A 12,473-nucleotide genomic window follows, 5' to 3' on the forward strand; every position below is an offset into this window, starting at 1 on the left:
ATCCGTGTCTAACCACTCACAGCCGCACTCCACTTCCCTTCCTAGCGACAATTTGACCTCAGAGCCGCAACCTAGTTTAGAACCCAGTCTGCCTACACCGTTTGCCACAGAACGACAGCGGGCCTACATTGGTGTGTTTGACAGTGGAGTCGGGGGACTCACAGTTTTGCGAGAGCTGTATCGGCAATTGCCCAACGAGTCAATTCTCTACTTTGGAGATACGGCTCGCCTCCCTTATGGCACGCGATCGCAAGCAGAGATTTTGCAGTTTGTGCGGGAGATTTTGACCTGGATGGTGCAACAAGGGGTCAAGATGGCAATCATGGCCTGCAACACCAGCTCAGCCTTGGCTTTAGAAGCAGTCCGGCGGGAGTTCAAAATTCCCATCTTGGGTTTAATCTTGCCAGGAGCCCGCGCCGCAGTTCAGCAGGGCAGCCGCATTGGTGTGATTGCCACTCCTGCCACCGCAGCTAGCAATGCCTACCGTCAGGCTGTTCAAGAAGTGGATGAAACGGCTGAAGTGTGGCAAGTGGGGTGTCCGGAGTTTGTGCCCTTGGTAGAGCAAAACCGCATTAGCGATCCTTACACCTACCAAGTCGCTCAGGAGTATTTGGCTCCGCTATTGCAGCAGCAGATCGACACGCTTGTCTATGGCTGCACCCACTATCCTCACCTGGCACCTGTACTACGCAGCCTATTGCCGCCCTCTGTGAAGCTAGTCGATCCGGCAGTTAGTGTGGTAGCCGCAGCAGCCCAAGAACTAGAGTTACTCGGGTTGAGAAATATCCGATTGCCGTTACCTACCCGCTTTTGTGTGAGTGGCAACCCGGAACAGTTCGCTCAAGTTTCTGTTCAGTGGCTTGGATTCACCCCGACCGTCGAAAAAATCAATCTTCCAGAAGTACTGAGTCAAATTGTTTCTTGAACCACCGTTGAGCTGTTACCGCTTCTCTAGGCCAAGGCTGGATCAACTCTAGTCTTGGTATTTTTTCTGGGCAGGGGGGAAGATTAAGACAGCGCAATTTGAGCGATCGCTAGCCTCAAAGCTACGCCACCACTTACTTCAAGCACTCAACTTCTAGAGTGCTCCGTCTTTCTGGCTAAGCGAAACAATTTAGCGTGGCACCTTAGAACTTCGCTGAGCCAACATCAGTAGCAAATAGATTGTAAATAAGTACCCTGTGGCTAGGAGCAGAATAATGGCTGGAATATCGTGATACATAAGACGGCCAGGAGCAAAGCGGGGGTTGGCGAAGGAAAGCAAGCTCAGACAAACAAAGCTAAATTAGCCTGCAAAAAATCACTGGTGTAGCCCCTAGACACACCAACTAATCTCTATCAAGTTGCTCAGCCTAACTGCCGCCTCTAGCCCCTCAAATTCTGGTTCGGCTACAAAAGACTAAGATTGTAAGCTACAACCCCAACAACATAAGTCTTTTGATTTAGGCAGCAGACAAAACTCCAACTGCCACTAGCATAAGGAGAAACCAGAAGACTGAACTGCCATTACCTACTGAGTATCTCAGTAGAGCAGACGATACAGCTACCCTGAGGCAACTCACAGTCTCAGTCGCTTTGTAAAGTATGAAATTGTTGAAATCCTTGTCATCTAGACTAACACACGATTTCCGTGTTTTTGGACCTTACTGCACAAGTTAAGTCGCTAGAAGTGGCTGCAATCGAAAAATTACAAACAATTGGGTTACTGCAAAACTTGTCACCTTTCCAAAGTCAAGTTCTGCGGTTGATTTCTTAGGCTCAAACGCCCAATCTACAGTAACTGTTGGCTCACAACGAGGTCGAATTATCAATCAGCTAAAAACAAATCTTTCATAATGCGGGAGGGTTAGCTTAAAATGAGGTTAGGATATGTAAAATTTCGTAACCTAATATCGTAACGCCTGAGCTGGCCTCTCCATGACCTCAGCTACTTCTTTGTTCTCTACTGTCGAAACTGACCTACGGGTCTTGACAGACAATCTGAAAAACTTAGTTGGTGCCCATCACCCCATTCTCTATGCTGCCGCCGAGCATTTATTTGGAGCGGGGGGAAAACGGCTGAGGCCAGCGATTGTCTTTCTGATCTCGCGAGCCACCATGCCAGGTCAAGACATCACTGCTCGGCATCGACGCTTGGCTGAAATCACTGAAATGATCCACACAGCGAGCCTCGTCCATGATGATGTCGTGGATGAATCAGAAGTTCGTAGGGGTGTTCCCACCGTCCATAGCAGCTTCGGAAACCGCATCGCAGTGCTAGCAGGCGATTTTCTTTTTGCTCAGTCCTCTTGGCATTTAGCTAACTTGGACAACTTAGAAGTCGTGAAGCTTCTGTCCAAAGTAATTATGGACATGGCCGAGGGGGAAATCCAGCAGGGGTTGAACCGCTTCGATACTAGCTTGTCGATTGAAGCCTACTTAGACAAGAGCTATTACAAAACAGCTTCCCTCATCGCTAACAGTGCTAAAGCCGCAGGTGTGCTCAGCGATGTCCCATCCCCAATGGCTGAGAACCTATACAACTATGGTCGTCATATTGGCTTAGCATTCCAAATTGTGGATGACATTTTTGACTTCACTGGTTCTTTGGAAGCTTTAGGAAAGCCTGCTGGATCAGATTTAAAGAGTGGCAACCTTACCGCCCCAGTTTTATTTGCCCTTAAAGAAAATCCGATTCTCGAAGGCTTGATTGAACGAGAATTTGCTCACGAAGGCGATCTCGATCATGCGATCGCCTTGATTCTAGAGAGCAATGGTATGGAGCGATCGCGTGAACTTGCAGCTCACCATGCCCAAAGTGCCGTGGCCTGCCTCAGCGACCTTCCTCCCTCCGAATCCCACCAAGCTTTAACAGAAATGGCAGATTACGTCTTGAGTCGGCTGCATTAAGCACCCAGTTGGGAAGCGAACCTCAAAAGCAGCTTGCCTCGGCAATTGGACAATCAACTAAAAAGTTCACCTAACAACTTAAGCCACATCCGGCGGTAAGTTGTTGCTTGTGGTGGAGAGCTGTTGCATATGTCCTTGAATTAACTTCGTCACTTCTTCACGTAAAATTTCGGTGCCGATATCAACGTTTCCAGGGGTATCGAAAAAAATCATGCCATCTAAACCTGGCATGGAGATGAGGTAAAACAAAATGTGCGCGATTGGCATGGGTAACGCCAGCACCTCAGGATCTTGTAACTGATAAGGGCCTGACGCCACATCTTTTAGGGTAGAAAAAGCATAAACAACGTTCTTCTCGACCCCAGGTTGGGAACGCTGGTTTAAGGTTGTTACAATCCAAGACTGATTCAGGGTTTGTAAGACATAGTATTGAGGGTGCCGCAATCGTCCTGCTATTTGCTTCAAAATGGGGGCGATCGCTTCAATTAAGCGGGGTGTAGTGCCATCTTGAGGGGCTTGCTCGATCAGGACTTGAATCTGCTGGTCTAGATCCATGCTGGAGTCTCGGAAAGATTAATCATTCTCAGTCTAGACTTTCTTCAAAATTGCTTCAAATTTATGGCTGGTGAGTATGCTAGGGTCTTGGTTAGCTGTTAACCATCATGGGGAGATCTGCCGCGACGTGGAGGCAATTTTTCAGCTACTGTTCAATGAACTTAGGCTGTCAACGGGAGCGTCTGAGCAGAATTGTACGGATGTAGCAGAACGTTTGACGCAAGAAGTAAAAAGAATTTGCACTGAAAGTAAGCGGATTCAGGCTTCTGGAGAAGTAGAAACTTGGGCGATAACCTTAGCTCGGCATCGCCTCACTCAGTGTTTGACCTACTACAAGCTAGGGTCACGGCGGGGTCGAGTCGAGCTGCACAGTACCCTCAGTGCCGTGATCTATCGCTATATCACCCCCTCCCAAGGACAATCCAGTTATCAAGCCCGATTGACCTTGATCGAGGATTTTCTGCAAGGGTTTTACATGGAAGCCTTGAATGCATTTCGTCGGGAAACCCAAATGCCAAAGGCTTACTGCCCCAAAACCTTGCTAGAGCTGGCAGAATACATGGCCTTTACAGAGCGGTATGCTAAACGCCGCATTCCTCTGCCAGGGCACCGAAATCAGCAATTGATCATTCTGCGAGCCCAAACCTTCTCGCAACAGCAACCCTTAGAAACTTACGTAGATATTGAGCAAGCCGCCGAGGGAGCTTCTCAAGAAACCGATCAAGCTTGGAACGCAGCTTCGGTACAACAACTGCGGGAGCAAATGGTGGCTCAAGCCCCAGAACCCGCCGATGATAGTTTGCGTCACACCGTTGTGACTGAGCTGATGGCTTACCTGGAGGAGCGGCAGCAGAGTGACTGTGCAGACTACTTCGCTTTACGACTGCAAGATCTGCCTGCCCATGAAATTGAGGCAATTTTAGGGCTAACCCCTCGTCAGAGGGATTACCTCCAGCAGCGATTTAAGTACCATTTAATTCGATTTGCGCTCTCTCACCATTGGGAATTGGTGCATCAGTGGCTAGAAGCTGACTTAGAACATAATCTGGGTTTGACACCACAGCAGTGGGAGGCCTTTCAAACGCAAATCAGTGCGCAACAGCTTAGAATATTGCAGCTAAAGCAACAGCAACTTACCAATCTCGCGATCGCTCAAGACGTTGGGTGTACAGTAACTCAAATCCAAAAACAGTGGTCTCAGTTGTTGGAGCAAGCTTGGGAAATTCGCAATAGCCTAGTATCCGGAGCAAGTCCATCTACAGATGAATAGGGGTTTAGGAGATGACTAAGAATCCTGAATCATTTTCCGAAGAGTTACTCGCATGGCTACTGCAAGACTCCAACTCAGCTGAATTTTCAACTGAGACGGGTGCCAATTCTATCAATTCAGGCAACCAGGCTCAGGTTGAGCCGCTCGCTTCTAGTCAAGCGAACCCAGCGGTTAACTATGAGAGTAACAGTCCTGAATTAGCAGACTTAGATCCGTTGGATTCAGAAGGGATAGACTTTGCACTGACTAACTCCAGTGAAGTGCCAGCCTTCTCCCCGCACTCAGGGAGCCAATCACTCAAACCGGGAGAAATACTTACTGTGCAAGACAGATTCCACGCTCTTCTAAAGCGTCGATTACAAACTGAAATTCAACGCCATCCGCCTCTGTTTCCTTGGGAGTCGGAGGTCTATGCTTACGAGCCTGATCAAGTTGACTCAACTGTGGTCGGGCAGGTTCCCAGGCGGTTATGGGCAGCTCAACTACGCAACCTGAGTGTCCCCGTTGCGCTACCAGAGGCGGTTCTGGCTCAATTGCTGGACCAATGCCAAGATTTGCTGCAAACTTCTTTGCGGGAAGGAGCCAAATTAGTTCGAGCGGTTGAGACCTTATTTCCGGGTCATACTCAGACTCTGAATGATTTGGCTGGTATGGTACTGGTGTCTCCGGCTCGCTCTGGAACCTTGGATGCTCAGATAGGATCCTCCCTATTAGAAACGAGCACTAAGTTTCCCGATAGTTATGAAGCGGCTACACCGAAGCAGCAAATGGCGCTATCCCTTCTGGCGGCTCGCGAAATTTTAAGTTCGCTAACGTTATCGATTTCAGCTAGCCAATCTTGCCTGGAACGCCAGTGGTTAACAGCAGCAGGGCTGTTGACCTTGGAGATCCGCTATCAGCCTCAAGCAGAACCAAGACTCCGGGTGCAAGGTCGGTTACCTTCCGGTGGCAGCTTAAAGTTACAAGGGCGATCGACTCAATCAACCGCTTCTCGGTCGCGACCGGGTTGCATTAGCGTTGAGGTATTTGATCCACAACCCAATCAAACCTATCCTCTAACCGTGGAATTCTACGACCAGGAGCAAGAGCCGCTGGTCTTTGTGATTCAGCCGCTGAGCGATTGAGTGCTTAACCAGAATTGATTTTGTACAGAAGCGCTAGGATAACTCCAAGGCGCTTATGGTTGGCTTGCTACCAACCGTTGAGCGACTAGAGTTAACTGCTTCTGTATAAATCTATGTCTAACTCACCTGGGGTACGGCAACGGCGAGGCATCCCTGTTTGGCGGCAGCTACAACAACGTTTGGAATCACTGCCAAGCTTTGAGGTGGAGGACTCGATCCTACTACGAGTACTTGTGCAGGTACTGGTAGCGGTGGGAATTATCGCAACCGATATCGCGGCCAAGGATGCAGTGGCAGAATGGCCGATTACCAGTTATTGGGCGATTCCGTTGAGTTTGTTGGGGGCCACTTGGAGCTGGTACCGTCGCCGCGATCGCAATATTCCGACAAAATTCTGCTTAGCCATTGGCATGTTAGTGACGCTACTGGCTTTTTTTGTGCGTCTATTTGGCGAGCTGAACGATACTCGTTTAGCGTTGGCTCAGTTATTAATTCAACTTCAAGTCCTGCATAGCTTTGACCTGCCTCGCCGTAAAGACTTAGGCTACTCGATGGTGATTGGTCTGATTCTGCTAGGCGTGGCGGGCACGCTCAGCCAAACGCTAGCATTTGGGCCATTTTTGCTCGTATTTGTGGCGATTGCCTTACCTGTTCTGGTTTTAGATTACCGCTCTCGTTTGGGATTGGTATTCCAAGGCTGGAAACTCCGCGGTGCTGACCTAGCTCCCAAGCGTTTGGGTATTTTCCTGCTAGTTGTGGTCAGTCTGGGACTGATCATTTTTGCTTTTCTACCTAGGCTACCTGGCTACCAATTGCGGACGTTTCCGGTCAGCGCGCCCGTAGACTTCCAAGGGAAATTTGACACGAGTCGGATTCTGAACCCTGGTTATGTGCGGGGGGGACGCGGCGGCGGCGAGGAAGGTGAAGGAGAAGGATCTGGTGCTGAAGCGGGACAACGGGGGCAAGGCCGAGGGAAGGGCAAGCTAGACGAAACCTACTACTACGGTTTTGACACCCAAATCAACCAAAACCTGCGCGGACAAATGAAGTCGCAAGTTTTGATGCGGGTGCGATCGCAAGCAGAGGGTTTTTGGCGCGTAGTTGCCTTCGATCGCTACACCGGACAAGGATGGGAAATTTCGCGTAATGACCAAGCAGAGACGATAAACCGCTCTAGTTGGTCTTATCAATTTTTCCTCCCTCGGCCCATTGTTTTGGGCAAAGACAAGGAAGTAGTTCAGACTTATACGATCGTGGCGGAAGAACTGCCAAACGTGATTCCAGCGATGGCTTGGGCCAAGGAACTCTACTTCCCAACTCGTCAGGTTGCTGTAGATCCAGAAGGCAGCTTGCGATCGCCCTTAGCCTTAGTAGAAGGTTTTACTTACACGGTAATTTCGGAAGTGCCTTACCGCAACCGAACGTTGCTAAGCAAGGCTGCCACCGACTATCCGGAGGCGATCCGGAAAAACTATCTTCAAGTTCCACCCGAAATTGCAGCCAAGGTGCGGCAGAAGACACAGGAGATTTTAGCCACTGCTCCAAATCCGCTCACTAGCCCTTCTGAGCAAGCGCTTTATTTGGCTCAGTACTTGAAGCAGCACTATACGATCCAGCCCGACTTGGCTTTTCTGGAAGATAACGACGACTTAGTCGAAGCGTTTCTCTTTCGCTTTGAAGGCGGCTACCCAGATCATTTTTCAACTGTGCTCACCGTCATGTTGCGATCGGTCGGGATACCTGCGCGTTTGGTAACTGGGTTTGCCCCAGGGGAATTTAATCCTTTCACTGGGTTGTACGTAGTTCGCAACACTGATGCTTATGCCATGACGGAGGTTTACTTTCCCAAGTATGGCTGGTTTGCGTTTGACCCCATTCCTGGGCATGAACTGATTCCCCCTTCTGTGGAAGAAAATCAAACTTTTAGTGTGCTGCGGAAGTTTTGGCAGTGGGTAGCGGGTTGGTTACCGTCTCCGGTAACTGGTATTCTCAGTGGTTTGTTTAACGCGATCGCGACCATCTTGGCTCGAACAATCGGTTGGTTTCTAGGTCTCTTTTCCAAAGGATGGCTGGGCCTGTTTACAGGACTGATTGTATCCGTTGGGCTGGCTTTTCTAGGTTGGTTGGGTTGGACAGGTTGGCGAAATTGGCGCTATCAACGCTGGCTGGCCAAACTACCGCCGATGGAAAGCCTATACCAGCAAATGCTGGCTTGGTTGGCAACCCAAGGGTTTCACAAACGACCCGCCCAGACTCCTCTGGAATATGCTCAGCAATGGTACAGCCACCCCTCGCCAGAGTATAGTCAAACGATTGCGGCGATCTCACATGCCTATGTGGGCTGGCGCTATGGAGGTCAAGCTGCAAATGTGAGGCAGCTACAGCAGCAGTTTCGCAGCTTGAAAAAGCAGCAAGCTAAGAGATCGCTTGCCATCTGGAAATTGAGAAGTCAACGTCTGATGCAAAGACAGAGCGCTCGATAAATTACATAATTAAGGGCGATCGCTTGTCATAAAACAATTTACCCTCCTTAAACGGGAGGGTAAAAATTTGATTTATCTATAATTGCAGTAAGGAAGTGAGCACGCTAGGACGAAGTGATAAACCTTAGGCTCCTAAAAGCTCGATTGCAACTTCCTTAATATGCTGCAAGTTAAAACAAGTAACTCGTCCCATTAAAATTCGAGCCGCTGCTCGGAACTCAAAATCTGCTTCCTGCTGATTAATTTCTTGGCCGAATAGCGCTTTAGCAGCTTGCTGAATCTCTACTAAGATTTGAGCATACTCGTGTTGATAGTCTTGTTGAGAATCGACAGGGATAGAAGGTAGGGTCATAATCAGGCGCTCTGGTCGAGGTGGGTTTGGCAAAGCTCCATGACGCATGAGCCTGCTTATTTCAGAATTCCCGAACTCACCAAAACTATCCGTACCACAGCTTCAAGATTTCGTAAGGAACCGTCACCTTTACATAAAGGATTGGTTTGGAATCTGAGGACGCAGGAGCCAGCCGATCCGTAGTTCCTCCGAATTCTGGCTCCTAGGTTCTAGCTTCTAACTCTTATAAAGGGCTGTATAGCCCATCAAGCTTTGCTTCAGTCAGGCTACTTAGCTTTGGCTTCCAAAGCTTCTAAGCGACTCTTCAGATCTTGGTTCTCCTTTTTCATCTGATCTAGCTCTTCGCGTAGTTGCTTCACAGCTTTATCGGAGCCAGCGTGCTTCTGAACTCTTTGGACTGCTTCTTCAGCAATGCGACGCACGCGACCGTCAGGAGTCTGATCGGCAAGAGATTGGAGGATGGGAATTGCTTTGAGCGTTTCCATCTGCCCTAGAGCCGCAGCTACCGCCACCTGAGTCAGGAAGAAAGTTTCCCGTGACAACTCACTAAGACGCTCTAAGATCCGTGACAAATTCACGTTGGTTTGACCAGAAGAAATGCCCCCTAATGCCCGGATTGCGGCGAGACGTAACGATTGGGGGATTCCAGGAGCGGTGTACTCTAAGATCAAATTCAAAGCTGCTTCTGAAGTTTTCATCTGGCTCAGTCCCGCGATCGCCCCGGATCGCACGACCTCATTCCAGCCTGAGCGTTCTGCTAGAACTGTTTTCAGCAGCTTCAGCACCTTGTCATCCTTAGGTTTTTCATGCAGGTTAGAAGCAGCAATCCCACCAATCGCCCGAATGGCAGCGGCTTCAACGTAGTAGCTGGGGTCGCCTTTTTCAACGATTGGTTTTAGGGCTTTATAGCTCTCGGAAGTCTTGATGCTAGCTAACGCTTCAACGACGGCTCGACGGACCTGGGCAACTTCATCCTTTAGCCCTGTGACCAGGCCTGCAAAGGCCTGGTCTAGTTTGACGTCTGCTAGTTGCTTAGCAATTTCTGCTCGGACTCCCCAAAAGCGATCGCGTTTTAGAGCATCCGACAGTGCCTTCACTGCTTCCAAGCCACCTTTCTTGGCTAAAGCCTCGGCAGCATAAATGCGGGAAATGGGGTCAGGATCATGCTGAAGCTGAGCTTTAAGTTCAGCGACGGGGTATTCCAGTGAAACAGTTTTGAGGACGTGATTGCCTTGGTCAAAGCTGATGAACTGGGGCTTCTCTTCTAGGGGGAAGTAGAACGTCTGTTCCCGCTCATGGACTCGCACCGTGAAGGTTTTGAAGCTCTTTTCCTCACCTTCTACATACCCAAATGCAATCGGCAATTTGAGATCAAACAGCTCGTTCCGACTGCCGTTATCACTACTCTTCGCTTGGGTTTGAGTGATGGTGATTTTGGCTAACTTGCTATCGCCATCCCAGGCGTAACCCACTTTGTAGTCGGGATGTCCACCGCGAAACACATATTGATCGAAGAGAAATAGCAAGTTGCGTCCCGTCGCTTTCTCGATCGCCCGTAGTAAATCGATGGTTTCTACAGTTTGGTGGGCGTTGTCGTTGACGAAGGTGGCGATCGCTTTCCAAAACAAGTCATCCCCCAACTCCGCCCGGATCATGTGGTAGACACAAGCTCCTTTTTCGTAGAGGTGGCGATCGTAAAGCTCGATCGCTTCTCGGTAGACGTGGGTGACAATAGGGCGACGGTAACGGGCAGTATCTTCAGCGATATAGTTGCGAGCTTCACCAAGGCGATAGTAAGCCGCTTCTTCGGCTCCGTATTCCTCTTCAGTCCACATCACTTCCGAGTAAGAAGCCATACCTTCTTTTAACCAAGCATGAGACCAGTGCTTGATTACCACCAAATCCCCAAACCACTGGTGGGCCAGTTCGTGGCAGACCAAACTTTCGGTGCTGCGGTTATCTAGCGCGGCTCGTTCATCCAACAGGCAGCGATCGGTCAACAGCGTGGTGGAAGTATTTTCCATGCCGCCGAAAATGAAGTCATCGACGCAGACCTGAGCGTACTTCGGAAAAGGATAGGGATAGCCATACTTCTGGCTGAGAAACTCCATCATTCGGGGAGTTTTGCCCATGCTGCGGCGGGCATCGGCTTCTCGGCTTTTTTCGACGTAATAAGGAACGGGTTTTCCTTGCCACTCATCGCGAATCTCGGCAAAGTCTCCGATTGCTAAGGTCATTAAATAAGTCGGATGCACCTGCTGTTGCAACCAGTGATAAATCTTGGTGTCGCCCTCAACCTCAGTGTTGATCAGCTCGCCGTTGGAAATTGCCGTTAAGTGCTTCGGCACCCGGACTCGAATTTCAGAGCTAGTCAATTGGCCTGGATAGTCAAAGCAAGGAAACCAGAAGCGAGAGTCTTCATCTTCGCCTTGGGTCCAGACCTGAACAGGTTTATTAGGATAATGCTTATCTGGTTGAATAAAGTAGAGACCTCGCTGGGGTTTTTCGACGCTGTAGGCGATCGCTAACTCCAAGGGCTTCCCTGCTTCAGTCGGTTGCTGCAACTGGATGTGCAGTTGTTCTCCATCGGTTTCAAAGGCTTGCTCAATCGCGGCAATTTTCACCGACTGAATGTTTAAGTTCACTGCATCCAGAGTCAGGCGATCGATGCCGTTGCAAATTGGATTGAGGCGAATGGTGCAAGTGCCTTGGTAGGACTGGTTAGGAATGTCGAGAGCGAGATCTAAAAAGATATGCTCCACTTGACCAGGGCGATCGGGATTGTAGTGAGGCCGAGCACCCGTTAGCTCAAATGACTTATGGCTGTTCTGGTCAGAATCAAAAGACGACTGCAACATTGGTAGAAGATGACCTGTAGGGCTAAAGAATAGAAGCGCCCACCCAAAAACCCAAAGAAGTTTTGGATTTCAAGAACTTCTGAGTTTTTGGCTAGACCTTAAGACGGTTGACTAAACGAAGCCGAGCACACGGTTGTTTACAGAGTAGCGTGTTCTAGACCTGATATCTTAACTAACTCGAAGTCATATCCACTACTTTGTTACCTTGGGCTGGCGAACTGGTTAGAAGCAGCCGTTTCAGTCAGCCCTTAAGTGAAATAAGCTGCTATTCAACACATTTTGAAATAAATGAACTATAATTAGAGATCCAAGCATGGGGCTGCACTGGTTTCGACGTGATGGCGAAAGCTGCTTCGTGATGCAGGTCGAGAGTGAGTCACCTCTCGCAAATCAATGGCTCAAAACAAGTACATGCGAACAACATCGTACCCTTTGCTCGTAAAGCAGCTGCTGTTGCCTAAAAACCTCTCATAGGTTCGAGCGTCTGTAGTTCGACTCCGTTAAGGATTACAGACAAACCCCCAACGGATGCGTTAGCTAGTTACCTCTGGTTGACTGGTTAGCAAAGACTTTACCAGAGCATCCCATTGTCCGGGATAAAGGACAGTTCCCGCTTCGAGGATTAGAGAAGCTAAACCTGTGAACGATCGGGGGGTCAATACCCGTTGCGGACAGCGGTTCGATTCCGCTCAGCTCCACTTCTAATTTTAGTAACCTCACCCATGCTTTAACTGGGTGAGGTTTTTTATTTAGGCTGAATCAGTTAGGCGCTAGGCGTTTAGGTCAGAGAGCTAGCGCAGCTTAACGACAGCAACAGTTTCAAACAGGTCTACCACAACCAACTAAAAGATAGGTAGTGGCTAACGTAGTCACCAGTAGAACAGTCATTGAAATCATAATCTTCGAAGCACCCTGTAATAGTTCACAGTCAACGACGACTCA

At 49.2% G+C, this 12,473-nt stretch carries 8 protein-coding genes and 1 other RNA gene; 6 read left to right on the forward strand and 3 right to left on the reverse strand.

Going from position 1 to position 12,473, the window contains the following annotated elements:
- The first annotated feature begins 4 nt into the window (after nt 1-4).
- Together murI and sds are read left to right on the forward strand one after the other, a co-directional pair.
- Nucleotides 5-925 (forward strand): glutamate racemase, encoded by a 921-nt coding sequence (gene murI / locus H6F68_RS14130; RefSeq protein ID WP_399313961.1) that lies wholly within the window; start codon nt 5-7, stop codon nt 923-925.
- Nucleotides 926-1,917: 992 nt separating this feature from the next.
- Nucleotides 1,918-2,889 (forward strand): solanesyl diphosphate synthase, encoded by a 972-nt coding sequence (gene sds, locus H6F68_RS14135; RefSeq protein ID WP_190559889.1) that lies wholly within the window; start codon nt 1,918-1,920, stop codon nt 2,887-2,889.
- A 78-nt stretch (nt 2,890-2,967) separates the two neighbouring features.
- On the opposite strand, the gene H6F68_RS14140 is transcribed toward sds, so the two are convergent.
- A complete protein-coding gene (locus H6F68_RS14140) occupies nt 2,968-3,444 on the reverse strand; it encodes a hypothetical protein (protein ID WP_190553561.1) in 477 nt (158 codons plus the stop codon).
- Nucleotides 3,445-3,520: 76 nt separating this feature from the next.
- Between H6F68_RS14140 and hetZ the strand changes: the two genes are divergently transcribed.
- The 3 genes from hetZ (at nt 3,521) to H6F68_RS14155 (ending at nt 8,321) form a co-directional block, all read left to right on the forward strand.
- Nucleotides 3,521-4,714 (forward strand): heterocyst differentiation protein HetZ, encoded by a 1,194-nt coding sequence (hetZ, locus tag H6F68_RS14145; RefSeq protein ID WP_190559891.1) that lies wholly within the window; start codon nt 3,521-3,523, stop codon nt 4,712-4,714.
- 11 nt (nt 4,715-4,725) lie between these two features.
- Entirely contained in the window at nt 4,726-5,838 is a 1,113-nt protein-coding gene (locus H6F68_RS14150; protein ID WP_190553562.1) for a PatU, read from the forward strand.
- A 113-nt stretch (nt 5,839-5,951) separates the two neighbouring features.
- Complete coding sequence (locus tag H6F68_RS14155) at nt 5,952-8,321, forward strand: DUF3488 and DUF4129 domain-containing transglutaminase family protein (RefSeq protein WP_190559893.1); 2,370 nt, start codon at nt 5,952-5,954, stop codon at nt 8,319-8,321.
- A gap of 124 nt (nt 8,322-8,445) precedes the next feature.
- Here the strand turns inward: H6F68_RS14155 and H6F68_RS14160 are convergent, their stop codons facing one another.
- Both H6F68_RS14160 and H6F68_RS14165 read right to left on the reverse strand, forming a co-directional pair.
- On the reverse strand, nt 8,446-8,721 hold the full coding sequence (locus tag H6F68_RS14160) for a hypothetical protein (RefSeq protein WP_190559895.1): 276 nt from the start codon (nt 8,719-8,721) through the stop codon (nt 8,446-8,448).
- A gap of 218 nt (nt 8,722-8,939) precedes the next feature.
- Complete coding sequence (locus tag H6F68_RS14165; RefSeq protein ID WP_190559897.1) at nt 8,940-11,531, reverse strand: M1 family metallopeptidase; 2,592 nt, start codon at nt 11,529-11,531, stop codon at nt 8,940-8,942.
- Nucleotides 11,532-11,846: 315 nt separating this feature from the next.
- Between H6F68_RS14165 and ssrA the strand changes: the two genes are divergently transcribed.
- Nucleotides 11,847-12,232: a transfer-messenger RNA gene (gene ssrA, locus H6F68_RS14170) on the forward strand.
- The last annotated feature ends 241 nt before the right edge of the window (nt 12,233-12,473 follow it).

The sequence above is a fragment of the Trichocoleus sp. FACHB-262 genome (assembly GCF_014696035.1).
GTDB lineage: Bacteria > Cyanobacteriota > Cyanobacteriia > FACHB-46 > FACHB-46 > Trichocoleus.